This window comes from Agrococcus phoenicis (assembly GCF_047302415.1).
GTDB lineage: Bacteria > Actinomycetota > Actinomycetes > Actinomycetales > Microbacteriaceae > Agrococcus.
This window is the reverse complement of sequence record NZ_CP154854.1, coordinates 1-15,371: the sequence shown is the minus strand read 5'-3', so window position 1 is coordinate 15,371 and position 15,371 is coordinate 1. Positions and strand designations below refer to the sequence as shown.

General features: G+C 71.8%; 12 protein-coding genes. 6 read left to right on the top strand and 6 right to left on the bottom strand.

What is annotated here, in order from left to right; translation table 11 throughout:
* Positions 1-36 precede the first annotated feature (36 nt).
* Positions 37-1,014, top strand: a complete 978-nt coding sequence (locus AA0Z99_RS00060) for a diacylglycerol/lipid kinase family protein (RefSeq protein ID WP_413318286.1) — start codon at positions 37-39, stop codon at positions 1,012-1,014.
* Between the two features lie 6 nt (positions 1,015-1,020).
* Here AA0Z99_RS00060 and pheA read toward each other — a convergent pair whose 3' ends face one another.
* A complete protein-coding gene (gene pheA / locus AA0Z99_RS00055) occupies positions 1,021-1,959 on the bottom strand; it encodes a prephenate dehydratase (RefSeq protein WP_413318284.1) in 939 nt (312 codons plus the stop codon).
* A gap of 344 nt (positions 1,960-2,303) precedes the next feature.
* Between pheA and pgm the strand changes: the two genes are divergently transcribed.
* Positions 2,304-3,953: a phosphoglucomutase (alpha-D-glucose-1,6-bisphosphate-dependent) gene (pgm, locus tag AA0Z99_RS00050; RefSeq protein ID WP_413318282.1), complete on the top strand. Its 1,650-nt coding sequence runs from the start codon at positions 2,304-2,306 to the stop codon at positions 3,951-3,953.
* Positions 3,954-4,121: 168 nt separating this feature from the next.
* Positions 4,122-5,198 carry an epoxide hydrolase family protein gene (locus AA0Z99_RS00045; RefSeq protein ID WP_413318280.1) on the top strand — a complete coding sequence of 359 codons (1,077 nt, stop codon included), beginning with the start codon at positions 4,122-4,124 and terminating at the stop codon, positions 5,196-5,198.
* Positions 5,199-5,332: 134 nt separating this feature from the next.
* On the opposite strand, the gene AA0Z99_RS00040 is transcribed toward AA0Z99_RS00045, so the two are convergent.
* The 3 genes from AA0Z99_RS00040 to AA0Z99_RS00030 all read right to left on the bottom strand — a co-directional run bounded on the left by AA0Z99_RS00040 (position 5,333) and on the right by AA0Z99_RS00030 (position 7,830).
* Entirely contained in the window at positions 5,333-6,535 is a 1,203-nt protein-coding gene (locus AA0Z99_RS00040; protein ID WP_413318278.1) for a CapA family protein, read from the bottom strand.
* Entirely contained in the window at positions 6,535-6,837 is a 303-nt protein-coding gene (locus AA0Z99_RS00035) for a hypothetical protein (RefSeq protein ID WP_413318276.1), read from the bottom strand. Before AA0Z99_RS00035 ends, AA0Z99_RS00040 begins: the two co-directional genes overlap by 1 nt.
* 102 nt (positions 6,838-6,939) lie before the next feature.
* On the bottom strand, positions 6,940-7,830 hold the full coding sequence (locus AA0Z99_RS00030; RefSeq protein ID WP_413318274.1) for a M15 family metallopeptidase: 891 nt from the start codon (positions 7,828-7,830) through the stop codon (positions 6,940-6,942).
* Between the two features lie 156 nt (positions 7,831-7,986).
* Here AA0Z99_RS00030 and AA0Z99_RS00025 point away from each other — a divergent pair, with 156 nt between their 5' ends.
* Together AA0Z99_RS00025 and AA0Z99_RS00020 are read left to right on the top strand one after the other, a co-directional pair.
* Positions 7,987-9,723, top strand: coding sequence for an MDR family MFS transporter (locus AA0Z99_RS00025; protein WP_413318272.1), 1,737 nt, complete (start codon positions 7,987-7,989; stop codon positions 9,721-9,723).
* Positions 9,724-9,804: 81 nt separating this feature from the next.
* Positions 9,805-9,999, top strand: a complete 195-nt coding sequence (locus AA0Z99_RS00020) for a CsbD family protein (RefSeq protein ID WP_413318270.1) — start codon at positions 9,805-9,807, stop codon at positions 9,997-9,999.
* A 73-nt stretch (positions 10,000-10,072) separates the two neighbouring features.
* On the opposite strand, the gene AA0Z99_RS00015 is transcribed toward AA0Z99_RS00020, so the two are convergent.
* Positions 10,073-10,924: an HpcH/HpaI aldolase/citrate lyase family protein gene (locus AA0Z99_RS00015; RefSeq protein ID WP_413318268.1), complete on the bottom strand. Its 852-nt coding sequence runs from the start codon at positions 10,922-10,924 to the stop codon at positions 10,073-10,075.
* Positions 10,925-11,005: 81 nt separating this feature from the next.
* Here AA0Z99_RS00015 and AA0Z99_RS00010 point away from each other — a divergent pair, with 81 nt between their 5' ends.
* Positions 11,006-11,233, top strand: a complete 228-nt coding sequence (locus AA0Z99_RS00010) for a hypothetical protein (protein WP_413318266.1) — start codon at positions 11,006-11,008, stop codon at positions 11,231-11,233.
* A gap of 111 nt (positions 11,234-11,344) precedes the next feature.
* Here the strand turns inward: AA0Z99_RS00010 and AA0Z99_RS00005 are convergent, their stop codons facing one another.
* Entirely contained in the window at positions 11,345-15,352 is a 4,008-nt protein-coding gene (locus AA0Z99_RS00005; protein WP_413320887.1) for an Ig-like domain-containing protein, read from the bottom strand.
* Positions 15,353-15,371 lie beyond the last annotated feature (19 nt).

Genomic DNA, 15,371 nt, shown 5'->3' with positions numbered 1-15,371 from the left:
GGGTTCGGCCGGGCTGACGGCGATACGGTGACCGCCATGCGAGCAGGCATCGTCTTCAACCCGGTCAAGCTGTCGCGCGACGAGCTCGCGCCGCAGGTCGAGACCGCGCAGCCCCTCGAGTGGTCGGAGCCCCTGTGGTTCGAGACCGGCCCGGAGGACGGCGGCGCCGCAGCGGTGCGCGAGGCGCTCGACGCCGGCGTCGACCTCCTGATCGTCGCCGGCGGCGACGGCACGGTGCGCATGGGCGCCGATCTGGTCACGGGCACCGGCGTGCCGCTCGCGATCATCCCCGCCGGCACCGGCAACCTGCTGGCGCGCAACCTGGGCATCGACGTCACCAGCCTGCGCAACGCGGTGCGCACCGCGTTCGACGGCGAGGAGCGGGAGATCGACCTGGGCGAGCTCGAGATCGAGTCGCCGGAGGGCGAGCGGTCGCGCCACGCGTTCGCGGTCATGGTGGGCTTCGGCCTCGATGCCGAGATGATCGACGCCACCGACGACGACCTGAAGAAGAAGGTCGGGTGGCTCGCCTACGTCGACGCCGCCGGCCGCGTGATCTCGTCGCTCGACACCGTGCGCGTGCAGGTGCGGATGGATCGCGCCCGCACCGTGCGGCAGACGGTCAACACGATGGTGATCGGCAACTGCGGCACGATCACGAACGGCATCGTGCTGCTGCCGGACGCCGCGATCGACGACGGCATGCTCGACATCGCGCTCATCAGGCCGAAGGGCGCGCGCGGCTGGCTGCAGGTCGGCGGCTACATCGCGCGCAACAACCTGCTCGTCACGAAGCTGCTGCGCAAGCGCGGTCGGCTCGGTCGGCAGCGCACCGGGCCCGCGCTGGGCTACGGCCAGGCGCGCGAGACGACGGCGCGCCTCGACGAGCCGCGCGTCGTGCAGGTCGACGGCGACGTCGTCGGCAAGGCCATCGCCCTCCGGGCGACGATCCGCAAGGACGCCCTGCAGGTGCGCGTGCCGAAGAAGCGCACCCTGATGGGTCCGGCGGTCTAGCCGCGCTCAGCCCTCGGGCTCACCGGCGAGCAGGCCGCGCAGCCAGTCGCGCGCATCCGCGAACGAGGCGTCCGTGTAGCGGCGCTCGACCTCGGTCCGGTGACCGTCGGCGCGCGGGTACGAGCCGAGGAACGTCACCTTCGGCGAGAAGCGCTTCAGCCCCAGCAGCGCATCCGCCACCCGCTCGTCGCGGATGTGCCCGTCGGCATCCATGACGAAGCGGTAGCGACCGAGGCGGTCGCCGATGGGGCGGGACTGGATCAGCGACAGGTTGACCCCACGCGTCGCGAACTGCTCGAGCATGTCGAGCAGCACGCCGGGCTCGTCGCTCGGCAGCTCGACGACGAGGCTTGTCTTGTCGGCGCCCGTCGGCTGGCCCGGAGCGCCCGCGCGACCGACGAACAGGAACCGGGTCACGGCATCCGGGTTGTCGCCGATGCGGTCTGCGAGCACGTCGAGGCCCGCGACCCAGCTGCCGATCGTGGGGGTCGACAGGGCAGCCTGCGCCGGCCCGCTGCCGAGGTCGGCGGCGGCCGTCACGTTGGATGCGGCGGGCAGGTGCGCGCGCCCGGGCAGCTCGCGCTGGAGCCAGGCGCTGCACTGCGCCCACGCCACCGGGTGCGCGGCCACGACACGGATGTCGTCGAGCCGCGTGCCTGCTGGCGCGACGAGCGAGAAGTTCACGCTCACCACGTGCTCGGAGATGATGCGGAGGCCCGGGATCGCCGCGAGCGCATCCTGCGCTGCTGTCACACCGCCCTCGATCGAGTTCTCGATCGCGATCATCGCGGCGTCGGAACGGCGCTCGGAGACCGCCGTGAGCGCCTCGGTGACGTTCGCGACCGGCACGCGCTCCGCGCCCTCGAGCCCTGCGACCTGCTCGAGCGCCGCCTCGGTGAAGGTGCCGCGGGGGCCGAGGAAGGTGACGACGCGCGGCTGGCTCATGTGCCCGAGCCTACGTTCTGCACAACGCAAGCCCGCGCTGCGCAGATCGCGCGTCGCGCGGCAGCCTGTGCTCCCTGCCCGCGGATCGGGCGGCATGAGCGTGCGTTGTGCACGACGCAAGACCGACCTTCGCGGAGCGCGCGTCGTTCGGTGGCCGGTGCTCCCGGCCCACTGACTGCGCGGCGCGAGCCTGCGCTGTGCACAACGCAAGCCAGCGCTGCGCAGATCGCGCGTCGCGCGGCAGCCGGCGCTCCCAGCCCCTGATCCCGCGGCGCGCGCTTGCGTTGTGCACCGGCCGGCGCCTCGCTCCACCGCCGATCAGGCCGCAGTGCTTGGATGGGGCCATGAGCAGAGCCGGCACCGTCGCCCAGCCCCAGGACCTCATCGACGCCCGCGCCCTCGAGCGCGCCTACTTCGAGCTCGTGCCCGATGTGTCGAACCCCGACCAGGCGGTCGCGTTCGGCACCAGCGGCCATCGCGGCAGCGCCTTCGACACCGCCTTCAACGAGGCCCACATCCTCGCCATCACGCAGGCGATCGTCGAGTACCGCGCCAGCCAGGGCACGACCGGCCCCCTGTTCATCGGCCGCGACACGCATGCGCTCTCACTGCCCGCCGAGCGCACCGCGCTCGAGGTGCTCGTCGCCAACGGCGTGCGCGTCATGGCGGATGCGCGGGGCTCGGTCACGCCGACCCCGGCGCTGTCGCGCGCGATCCTCGCCCACAACCAAGCCGCGTCCGCCGCCCCGGGCTCGAACAAGGGGCTGGCCGACGGCATCGTCGTCACCCCCTCGCACAACCCGCCGCGCGACGGTGGCTTCAAGTACAACCCCCCGCACGGCGGGCCGGCCGACTCCGACGCGACGGGCTGGATCGCGCACCGCGCGAACGAGCTGATCGCCGGCGGGCTGGAAGGGGTGCGCCGGGTCGCGATCGAGGGCTCGAGCGACGCGCGCGTCGAGCTCTACGACTTCCGCGACGCGTACGTGCACGCACTCGGCAACGCCATCGACTTCGAGGCGATCAAGGCGGCCGGCCTGCACATCGGCGCCGATCCCCTCGGCGGCGCCGCGGTCGAGTACTACGGCGCGATCGCCGAGCGCTACGGCATCGACCTCACCGTGACGAACCCGACGGTGGACGCGACGTGGGCGTTCATGACGCTCGACTGGGACGAGAAGATCCGCATGGACTGCTCGAGCCCCCACGCGATGGCGTCGGTGCTCGCGCGCCGGGAGGAGTTCGACATCCTCACCGGCAACGACGCCGACGCCGACCGGCACGGCATCGTCACGCCCGACGGCGGCCTGATGAACCCGAACCACTTCCTCGCGGTCGCCATTGAGTACCTCTACGCCCACCGGCCCGGCTGGAGCCCCGACGCCGCCATCGGCAAGACCCTCGTCTCCTCCTCGATGATCGACCGGGTGGCGGAGGCCCTGGGTCGCCGGCTCTGGGAAGTGCCGGTCGGCTTCAAGTGGTTCGTGCCGGGGCTCATCGACGGCTCGGTCGCGTTCGGGGGCGAGGAGAGCGCTGGAGCCTCCTTCCTGCAGCACGACGGCACCGTCTGGACGACGGACAAGGACGGGATCCTGCTGTGCCTGCTGGCCTCCGAGATCCGAGCAGTGACGGGCAAGAGCCCCTCGCAGCTCTACGGCGAGCTGACAGAGCGCTTCGGCGCGCCGGTGTACGAGCGGGTGGATGCGCCGGCGACGCGCGAGCAGAAGGCCCGGCTCGGCAAGCTGACGGGCGACGCGGTCGCGGCGACGGAGCTCGCCGGGGACCCGATCGTGGCCAAGCTCACCGAGGCGCCGGGCAACGGCGCGGCGATCGGCGGCCTGAAGGTCGTCACCGAGCGCGCCTGGTTCGCGGCCCGACCCTCCGGCACCGAGGACGTCTACAAGATCTACGCGGAGTCGTTCGTGGGCACCGACCACCTGCGCCGGGTGCAGGCGGAGGCGAAGCAGATCGTCGACGCCGCGCTCGCCGGCTGAGCCCTCTCCGGCTGAGAGCCCCCTTCCGCCGATCCCGCGCGGGCGACCCGCCTGAGCCGGGCCGCCCGCGGGGTCGACCGGGCCCAGCATTGCGTCGAGCGCTGGTCGGCACGGGTCCGGCGCCGCGGGCAGCCCCTACCCGTCAGTGGTCGCCCCTAGCCTCGCGCCATGAGCGAGCCCTTCGAGTTCCGAGCCACCGACACCGATCTCGAGCGCCTGCGCCGCCGGCTCGACGACAGCGTCGTGCCAGCCCCGACCCCTGACGCGGGCGGCATCCCGATGCCGACGCTGCAGCGCCTGCTCGACCGCTGGCGGGAGGGCTTCGACTGGCGGGCCGTCGAGCAGCGCCTGGCCGCCTTCGACCACCGCATCGCCACGATCGAGGGCACCCGGATCCACTACGCGCACGTGCGCGGCGGCACGCCCGGTCGGCTGCCGATCGTGCTGAGCCACGGTTGGCCGTACACCTTCGTCGAGATGCTGCCCCTGGCCGAGGCCCTCCGCGGCGAGCTCGATGTCGTGATCCCCTCGCTCCCGGGCTTCGCCTGGTCGGAACCGCTTGCCGAGCCGTTCACCTCGCAGGCCGTCGCTCGACGCTGGCGCTCCCTCATGGTCGACGAGCTCGGCTACCGGCGCTTCCTCACCTACGGCGAGGATGTCGGCACGTCGGTGAGCGATTGGCTCGCCGGGGCACACGCCGATGTGGTGGCCGGCCTGGTCGCGACGCACGCGTCGTTCGGCGTGCGCGATCGCGGCGAGCAGCTCGACGCGGCGGAGGCTGCGTTCTTCGCCGCGATCGCCGACGCCGAGCGCGACGCCGGCGGGTACACGCACCAGCAGGGCAGCCGACCCGACACCACCGCTGCGGCGCTGCTCGACTCCCCCATCGGCCTGCTCGCCTGGGTCGGCGAGAAGCTGCTGGAGTGGTCGGGCGAGGAGGGGCTCGACGACGACACCGTGCTGACCACCGTGACGCTCACCTGGCTCACCCGCTCCATCGGCACCTCGTTCCGCCCCTACAGCGACACGGGTGAGACGCCGCACCCGCTCGTCCGGGTGCCGAGCGCGGTGCGCGTGCAGCGACGCGAGCTCGACTACCCGCGCTCCCTCGCCGAGCGCAGCTACCTCGATCTGCGCTCGTTCTCGCCGCTCGAGCGCGGCGGGCACTTCCCCGCGCTCGAGACGCCGGAGGAGGTCGCCGCCGCCGTGCTCGAGCTGGAGGCGCAGGTGCGAACCTCGGTCTGACCGACCGACGACCCGTGCGCCAAGGGCGCCCTCCCCGCAGCCGCTGGTGCAGGGAAGCACCGCTGGGCACGGGAGGCGCAGCTGTGCGCGGCGAGGCCGCGCTGGGTGCGGGCGGGCGCGCCGCGGTGCCGTGGTCAGGGGGCGAAGGACTCCGTGACGATCCGCACGTCGGGTCCGAGCGCGTCCGTGACCAGTGCGATGCCCGACTCGACGGTCAGGTCGTCGCGCCAAGCCGATCGGGTGATCGGCTCGGCCGCGTCGACGAGCGGATGCAGCTGCAGGTTGCGCCGGTTGGCCCACTGCTGGTTCGCGAACTGCGCCGGCGTCAGGTCGAAGTGCATGTAGATCGGCACGGCGGAGGGGTCGACCACCTCGACCTCGCCGCCGGGCTCACCCTCGAGCTCGAACTGCGCGACCGCGCTCACCACGCGCGGGATGGCCATCTGCGTCGTCACCGAGTTGCCGAGCGAGTAGTAGACGAAGCCGCGGCTCCCGTCCTCCCGCTCGAGCCACTCGGCCTCCTGCAGCACGTGCGGGTGGGTGCCGAGGATCACGTCGGCGCCCAGGTCGACGAGGCGCTGCGCCTGCTCGCGCTGGCGGTCGTTCACGACGCTGGAGTACTCGTCGCCCCAGTGCACCGCCACGATCGTGGCGTCGGCGACCTGCTGGGCCTCGGCAAGCTGCTCGTCGACGAGCGGATCGTCGAGCCACGTCACCGCGATGTCGTTCGTCGGCGTGTTCGACAGGTCGACGAAGTTGAGGAAGGCGACCGTGAGGCCGTCGATCTCGGCGGTGGGCACCTGTTCGCGCTCCTCGGCCGACCGGAAGGCGCCGTGGATCAGCAGCGGATCGAGCTCGTCCCACACGGCGAGCGTGCGGTCGATGCCCTCCTGGCCGCGGTCGAAGGTGTGGTTGTTGCCGAGGCCGATGGTGTTGCAGCCCGCATCGGCGATGCCTTCGGCGAACTCGACGGGCGCGTTGAAGGCGGGGAAGTACGTGAGGCCCAGCTCGACGCCGCCGCTCGGCGCCTCCTGGTTGCAGTAGACCAGATCGCTGTCGGCCCAGATCGGCCGCGCCGCGTCCCAGAAGTGGCCGTACTCGTAGGTGCCGTCGGGCTGCAGCGCATCTGCCGTCACCGAGTCGTGCGGCAGGATGTCGCCCATCGCGCTCACCGACACCGAGACCGCCTCGGGCGTCGGCGTCGGCGTCGGGCTCGCGGATGCGCCGGCGCCCGCAGCGGGGTCGGTGGCGGTCGGCGTCGGGTCGAGCGCCCCCTGCTGGCAGCCGGTGAGCAGCAGGGCCGCCGCCGCCAGCCCGGCGACGAACAGCCGCCGCATCAGGAGCCGGCCATCACGGCGTAGATCACGAAGAGGATCAAGATCGCGACGAGCGTCCAGATCCAGTCCCCGGTCGTGCGCTGCCCGCCGCCGGAGCGGTGCGAACCGCTCGAGCGGCTCCAGCTCCAGCCGCTCGAGCCACTGCGACGCCCCGAGCTGCTCGAGGAGCGGCCGAACGAACCGCCGCCGCCTGAGCGCGAGCCGCCCCCGAAGAAGCTGCGCGAGCCGCCTCCGCTGCGCTTGAAGCCGCCCCCGCCGCCCCGGAACCCACCGCCGCCGCTGCTGCGGCCGATCTTCGCCATGCCATCAGGGTATGCGGATCGTGTCGATCTGCGCTGCGCGACCGGCGAAGCGGGCGAGATCGCGCGCGAGCGACGCTGTCGCCGCTGTCGCCGCTGTCGCCGCTACGGGCCGTAGTCGGGCGCTGCCCCCGAGCCGAGGAACTCCTCGTAGGTGGCGGCGCCCTGCGCGTGCATGGCGGCGCTCGTCTCGGCGCCGACGAACCGCAGGTGCCACGGCTCGTAGTGGTAGCCGGTGATGCCCTGCAGCCCGTCGGGGTAGCGCACGATGAATCCGTGCTCCCAGGCGTGCTCGGCGATCCACTGCCCCGCTGCCGTGCCGCCGAAGCAGACGTCGAGGCGGCACGCGCCGCCCGCGCCGACCACGTCGACCGCGAGGCCCGTCTGGTGCTCGCTGTGGCCGGGCCGGGCGCTCGTCGTGTCGGCGACCGCCTGCCCGTGCTGCGCGACGTAGCCGTTGTAGAGCGACGCCTGCCGCGCGTGGCTGCGGTAGGAGGAGAACACGTGCACGCCCTCGCCGATGTCGGCGAGCATGGCAGCCGAGAGCTGCTCCAGCGCGGCGTCGGCCTCCGGCCGCACGAGCTCGTCGCCGTCCTGCGCGATGGACACCGACACGAGCTGCGGCTGGTAGTCGGCCGGCTGCAGGGGGGTGCGCTTGTTCACGAGCACCTGCAGGCTGGCCGCCGAGCCGGCGTCGACTGCGGGCGCCGCGGCCTCGGTCGGCGCAGGAGTCGGCGTCGGGGTCGGCGTCGGCGTCGGGGACGGCGTGGGCGTCGGCGCGGGCGTCTCGCTCGGCGTCGGCGTCGCGCTCGGCGTCGACGCCACGGGCGCGGATGCGCTCGGCGTCGGTGCTGCCGTCGGCGAGCACCCGACGACCGCGAGCGCTGCGCCGACGATCATCGCGGCATTGCGCAGCGCGCCCGGGCGCAGCAGCCTCCGCGGCTCGAGCGGTCGCGGGAACCCGCGCTGGTCGGCGTCCTGCACGTCTCGTCTCACGCTCCCAGCCTGGCATGGCCGAGCGTGTTGCGCTGGATCGTGGCATACTTGCTTGGTCCAAGACCGTTCGTCGGGCTAATGACTTTGTACGAAGAGGAATCCATGTCACAGCGCGAGATGCGCTCTGGCGAGGCCGCAGCCCCGCCCGCCCCCTTGATGACCCAACGGCAGATCACCCTGGTGCTGATCGGCCTCATGATCGCCATGTTCCTGTCCTCGATCTCGCAGACGGTGGTCGGCACATCGATGCGCACGATCGCCGACGACCTGCAGGGGCTCGAGCTCCAGGTCTGGGTCGTGACCGCGTTCCTGATCGTCTCCACGATCGTCACGCCGATCTACGGCAAGCTCAGTGACATCTTCGGTCGCCGGCCGCTGTTCCTGATCGCGATCGTGCTGTTCCTGATCGGCTCGGTCGCGTGCTCGTTCGCGCAGGACATGGTGCAGCTCGCCGCGTTCCGCGCGATCCAGGGCCTCGGCGCCGGCGGCCTCATGTCGCTGCCGATGACGATCATGGCGGATGTGCTCAGCCCCCGCGAGCGCGCCAAGTACCAGGGCTACTTCCTGGCCGTCTTCGGCGTCTCGTCGATCCTCGGCCCGCTGATCGGCGGCCTGCTGGCCGGCGCCGACCAGATCCTCTTCCTCGAGGGATGGCGCTGGGTCTTCCTGTTCAACCTGCCCATCGGCGTCGCGGCGGTGTGGATGGTCTTCCGCTACCTGCACCTGCCCGCGCACCACGAGCGCGTGCGCATCGACTGGTGGGGCGCCGCGCTGCTGGTCGTCGGTGTCGTGCCGCTGCTGCTCGTCGCCGAGCAGGGACGCGAGTGGGGCTGGGCCTCCACCGCTGCGCTCGCCTGCTACATCGTCGGCGCCATCGGCATCGCGCTGTTCCTGATCGTCGAGTCCCGCATGGGCGATGCGGCGCTCATCCCGCTCCACCTCTTCCGCAGCAGCACGTTCTCGATGGCGACGCTGCTGGGCGTCTTCACCGGCTTCGGCATGTTCGCGGCCATGATGATGATCCCGTTCGTGCTGCAGATCGTGCACGGCATGAACCCGACCGAGGCGGGCTTCGCGACCCTCCCGATGATCCTCGGCCTCATGATCGCCTCCATCGGCTCCGGCCAGATCATCGGTCGCACCGGTCGCTACCGGCTGTTCCCTGTGGTCGGCCTGGGCATCATGGCGGTCGGCTACGGCGTGCTGGTGACCCTGCAGTACGACAGCCCGCTCTGGATGCTGCTCATCGCGCAGTTCTGCATCGGTCTCGGGCTCGGCCAGCTGATGCAGACGCTGACGATCGCCTCGCAGAACGCCGTGCAGCCGAAGGACATGGGGGTCGCCACCAGCGCCTCCACCTTCTTCCGGCAGCTGGGCGGCACCACGGGCGTCGCGGTCGCGTTCTCGCTGCTGTACTCGCGACTGCCGCAGACCCTCGAGGATGCCTTCGCCCGCCAGGATCTGCGCGCCGACCTCGTGGCGGCCGCGCAGGATCCCGCGGTGCTCGCGAACCCCGACAACGAGCGGATCCTCGACGTGCTGGCGCAGCCCGAGCAGATCGGATCGGCGCTCAACTCCGATTCGTCGTTCCTGAACACCGCGGACCCGCGACTGGCGGCACCGTTCCTCGACGGCTTCAACACCGCGACGCTCGCGCCGTTCTGGGTCGCGCTCGCCGTCGTCGTGCTCGCGTTCCTCCTCGCGATCTTCTTCAAGGCGCCGCCGCTGCGCCAGAAGTCGGCGATGGAGGAGGCGCTCGACGAGCGAGCGCGCGTCGCGCAGCTCGAGGCGGATGCGTCGGCACCGGGCTCCTACGCGCCTCCCGTCACGACCGCGTCGACCCCGGTGGTGACGAGCGATCCTCACTCGCAGGCGCCGGACCGCGAACCCTGAGCCCCCTCACAGGGGCACCGCCTAGCGTGGAGTCATCGGAGCGGACGCTCCAGCGATTGATCGATCAGGGAGGTTGAGGACATGGGACTCGGCGACAAGATCTCGAACCAGGCGAAGGAAGCGGTCGGCAAGGCCAAGGAGGGCATCGGTGACGCCACCGACAACGAGCGCCTCCAGGCCGAGGGCGTGAAGGACCAGGCGGTCGCGAACTCCAAGCAGGCCGGCGAGCACGTCAAGGATGCTGGCGACGACGTGAAGGACGCCTTCAAGCACTGATCGTTCAGCGACGAAGGAGGGGCCGGGCGCATCGCCCGGCCCCTCCTTCGTGCGCGAGGGCTCGCGCGGTCGGCTAGTAGTTCAGCTCGCCGAGCTGCGCCGCCGTCGCCTCGATGCCGAAGTCGCGCGCCTGCGCCTGGATCTTCTGCGCTCGCGCGAGTCGTGGCAGGTCGCTGCCGTCGGTGATCTTGCCGCCGGACTCCTCGAAGGCGCGCACGAACGCATGCGCCCACGCCACCTCCTCGACGCTCGGAGCGAGCCCCTCGTTGATGGTGGCGGCTTGCGTGTGGGTCAGGCAGAGCTTGCCCGACATGCCCATCTCCTTCGCCAGGCTCGTGCCCGCGACCAGCGCATCCGTCGACAGCGTCGGGCCGTCGATCGGTGCGGGCAGGCGAGCCGCTCGCGATGCGATGACGAGCTGCGAGCGCGCGTACGCGAGCGCCATGGGATCGTCGCCGGTCGCCGTGTCGCGCTTGAAGTCGCCGGTGCCGAAGGCGATGCGGAAGGTGGAGGGGGCGTTGGCGATGCGCTCGACGTGGAGCACGCCCCGCGCGGTCTCGACGAGCGCGAGGATCGGCATGTCCTCCGGCAGGCGGTCGGCCGTGTCGTCGACGTGGCTGGCGGACTCCGTCTTCGCGAGCATGATGCCCTCGAGGCCGGGCGCGTCCTTGAGCTCTGCGAGATCGGTGCTCCAGAACTCGCTCGCGGCATCGTTGATGCGCACCCACGCGCGGTGCCCGGTGCTCAGCCACTCCACCGTGTCGGCGCGGGCCTGTGCCTTGTCCTTGGCGGCCACGGCATCCTCGATGTCGATGATGATGGCGTCGGCCTCGCTCGCCTGCGCGATCTGGAAGAGCTCTGGCTTCGATGCCGGCACCAGCAGCCAGGAGCGGGCGATGAGCGGCGAGATGTCGGGGCGAGTCACCTGACGAGCCTATCGAGGGACCACCGCGGCATCGCAGCGCGCGCACACCGAGGGCTTGGGCTCGCCGACTAGCCTCTCGGGATGGAGCTCATCCAGGGATTCGGACAGGGCGCCAGCGTCTGGCTGGCCGCACTGGGGCTCGGCCTGACCGCCGCGGCGATCGTGCTGCTGCGCATCGGGTCGGCACGACGCCGCGAGACCGAATCGGGCCAACCCCAGCTGATCCTCGGCATGGCGCTGCTCGTGCTCGGTGTCGCGCTGTTCGTGCCCGGCATCATCTGGTTCGTCGGCAGCTTCGCGAACGGCTGAGCGGCTGAGTGGCTAGCGGCTGCGCAGCTGAGCGGCAGCCGACGGACGCCTCGGCGAACGCGACAGCGCGGCCACTGCCCCGGATGATCGGGCAGTGGCCGCGCTGCCGTGCTACGCCTCCTTGCGGCGGTGCAGGAGCAGCGCGAGGCCTGCGAGCAGCAGGAGCCCTCCCAGCGCGAGCGCCGGCGCGAGCGTGCCGCCCGTGGTCGGCAGCGAACCGGAGCCGCCGGGCTGGCCAGGCTGGCCGGGCTCGCCGGGCTCGCCGGGCTGGCCAGGCTGACCGGGCTCGCCAGGCTGACCGGGCTCGCCGGGCTCGCCGGGCTGACCGGGCTCGCTCGGAGCGACGATCGTCACCTCGTCCGTGATCTCCGTGCCGTCCGGCGTGGTCACGACGACCGTGGCGTCCCCGGGTGCTGCGTCCTCCGGGATCGGGATCCCGGTCGAGAAGTCACCGTCCTCGTCGGTCACCACGGTCACCGGGTCGCCGATGGGTGCGCCGTCGCCGTCCTCGACGATGATCTCGATCTCGGTGCTCGGCGGGAACCCGCCGCCCGTGACAGGCAGCTCGCCACCCGGCTCGACCGTCTCCCCTGCGTCCACGATCGGCAGGTACACCTGCACCGGATCGGAGGGGTCGGAGACGTTGCCGGCGGGGTCGGTCGCGATCGCCTCGATGACGTGACCGCCGGCGCCCAGCGGCTCGTCGATCTCGAGCTCCCACGCACCGTCCTCCCCGACGGTCACGTCGCCGACCGGCGTGCCGTCGACGATCACCGTGATCGTGTCGCCGGCCTCGCCGGTGCCCTCGATCGTCGGCGTGCCATCGGTCAGCACGTCGCCGTCGCTCGGGCTCGTGATGACCGGCGCGTCGGGAGCGGTGGTGTCGATCGTGACGACGACCGGAGCGGACGGCTCCGAGACGTTCCCCGCGGGGTCGGTCTGCGTCGCCTCGATGGTGTGCTCGCCGTCGGCCAGCTCCTCCTCGGGCGTCGCCGTCCAGGTGCCGTCCTCTGCCACCGGGACATCCTCGATGAGCGTCGTGCTGCCATCCGGGCCGGTGATCGTCACGTCGACCGTCGCACCCGGCTCACCGGTGCCGCTGATCGGCGGCGTGCTGTCGTTCAGCAGGTCGCCGTCGCTCGGCTCGGTGATGACCGGCGCGTCGGGCGCGGTCACGTCGATCGTGAACGAGACGGGGCCGTCGGAGGCGGTGGCGCCCGCCGGGTCGGTCGCCGTCGCCTCCGCGGTGTGCTCGCCCTCGGTCAGCGGCTCGGTGTCGGTGATCGCCCACGAGCCATCTGCCTCGACCGTCGTCTCACCGATGGCGTCGCCGTCGATGGAGACCGCGATCGTGTCGCCGGCGTCGCCCGTGCCGGAGATCTCCGGCGTGGTGTCGGCCACGGCCTCGCCCTCGATGGGCGAGAGGATCTCGATCTGCGGCAGCGTGCTGTCGATCGTGAAGGTCACCTCGTCGGAGGGCGGCGACGTGTTGCCCGCCGCATCCTGCTGCGTGGCCGAGGCCGTGTGCTCGCCGTCGGCGAGCGGCTCAGGCGTCGTCAGCGTCCACGTGCCGTCGGGCTGCACGGGAGCCGTGCCGATCACCACGCCGTCGACGACCACCTCCACCGTCGCACCGGGCTCGCCGGTGCCGCTGATCGCCGGCGTGCTGTCGCCGATGACCTGACCGTCCGTCGGGCTGGTGATCACCGGTGCCGCCGGGCTCGTCGAGTCGACCGTGAAGTCGACCGGCTCGGAGCTCGGCGAGACGTTGCCGGCCTCGTCTGTCGCGGTGGCCGTCGCCGTGTAGTCACCGTCCGCGAGGGGCGAGACCGGGGTGACGGACCACGAGCCCGTCCCGTCCCCGTTGGCATCGATGACCGGCACCTCGCGGATGTTGACGGTGCTGCCCGCATCCGTGATGCTGACGTCGACCGTGGTGCCCGCCTCAGCCGTGCCGCTGATCGCGGGCGTGCGGTCGCTCGTGACCGAGCCGTCCGCGGGGCTCGTGATGACCGGCGCCTCGGGAGCCGCGGTGTCGACCGTGATCGTCACCGGTGCCGACGGGGCCGAGGTGTTGCCGGCCTCGTCCGTCGCCGTCGCCGTGATCGTCTGCTCGCCGTCCGACAGCGGCTCGGTCGGGGTGACCGACCAGGTGCCGTCGTCGCCGACCGGGACGCCCTCCAGCACGACCGAGCTGCCGTCGGGGCCGCTGATCGTGACGTCGACGGTCGTGCCCGGCTCGGCGGTGCCGGCGATCGTGGGCGTCGCGTCGTCCGTGATCGTGCCGTCGAGCGGCTCGGTGATCACCGGTGCCTCGGGAGCCGTGGCATCGATGGTGAACGTGGTCGAGTCGGCAGCGGAGGTGTTGCCCGCTGCATCCGTCTGGGTCGCGTCGACCGTGTGGTCGCCCTCGGCCAGCTCCACCGTCGTCGGCAGCGACCACGCGCCATCCTCATCGACCTCGGCCGTGCCGACCACGGCGCCGTCGATCGAGATCTCGACCGTCGCGCCCGGCTCACCCGTGCCGCTGACCGTCGGGGTCCTGTCGTTGATCGTCGACCCGTCAGCGGGCGACTCGATGATCGGAGCGTCCGGTGCAACGGTGTCGACCACGAACGTGTTCGAGTCGGCAGCGGAGGTGTTGCCCGCCACGTCGGTCTGGGTCGCGTCGACCGTGTGCTCGCCCTCGGCCAGTTCCGCGGTCGTCTCCAGCGACCACGCGCCATCCTCATCGACCACGGCTGTGCCGACGGCCACGCCGTCGATCGACACCTCGACCGTCGCGCCCAGCTCGCCCGCGCCCGACACCGTCGGCGTCGCGTCAGCGATCGTCGAACCGTCCGCCGGTGCCTCGATCACCGGAGCGTCCGGCGCCACGGTGTCGACCGTGAACGTGACGCTGTCTGCTGGCGAGACGTTGCCAGCGGCATCCGTCTGGGTCGCGTCGACCGTGTGCTCACCCTCGGTCAGCTCCTCGGTCGTCGGAAGCGACCAGTCGCCGTCGAGGTCGACCTCGGTCGTGCCGACCAGCCCGCCGTCGATCGACACCTCGACCGTCGCGCCGGGCTCACCCGTGCCCGAGACCGTCGGCGTCGCGTCAGCGATCGTCGACCCGTCCGCGGGCGAGACGATCACCGGCGCCTCAGGCGCCACCGTGTCGACGGTGAAGATCACCGAGTTCGACGTCGCCGACTCGTTGCCCACCGCATCCGACTGCACCGCCGTGATCGTGTACGTGCCATCAGCCAGCTCGACCGACGCGAAGCTCCACGCCCCGTCCTCATCCACCAGCGCCTCACCCAGCACCAGACCCTCGGACGAGGTCACCACCACCGTCGACCCGGCCTCACCAGAACCCGCCACCGTCGGCGTGCTGTCACCGGTCGTGCTGCCGCTGAGCGGCTGCTCGATCACCGGCGCCACCGGAGCAGCGCTGTCGACCGTGAACGACACGCTGTCCGCCGGCGACACGTTGCCCGCCGCATCCGACTGCGTCGCATCCACCGTGTGCTCACCATCGGCGAGCACCTCCGTCGTCTCCAGCGACCACGCGCCATCCTCATCGACCACGGCCGTACCGACCACCGCGCCATCGATCGACACCTCGACCGTCGCGCCCGGCTCACCCGTACCCGTCACCGTCGGCGACGCATCCGAGATCGTCGAACCATCCACCGGACCCGTGATCACCGGAGCAACCGGCGCCACCGTGTCCACCACGAAGGTGTTCGAATCCGCAACGGACACGTTGCCCGCCGCATCCGTCTGCGTCGCATCGACCGTGTGCTCACCATCGGCCAGCACCTCCGTCGTCTCCAGCGACCACGCGCCATCCTCATCGACCACGGCCGTACCGACCACCGCACCATCGATCGACACCTCGACCGTCGCACCCGGCTCACCCGTGCCCGACACCGTCGGCGTCGCGTCAGCGATCGTCGACCCATCCGCAGGCGAGACGATCACCGGCGCCTCCGGCGCCGTCGTGTCCACCACGAACGCGTTCGAGTCGGCTGCAGAGGTGTTGCCCGCCGCATCCGTCTGCGTCGCATCGACGATGTGCTCACCCTCGGCCAGCTCATCCGTCGTCTCCAGCGACCAGTCGCCGGCCTCGTCCACCTCGGCCGTGCCGACGACC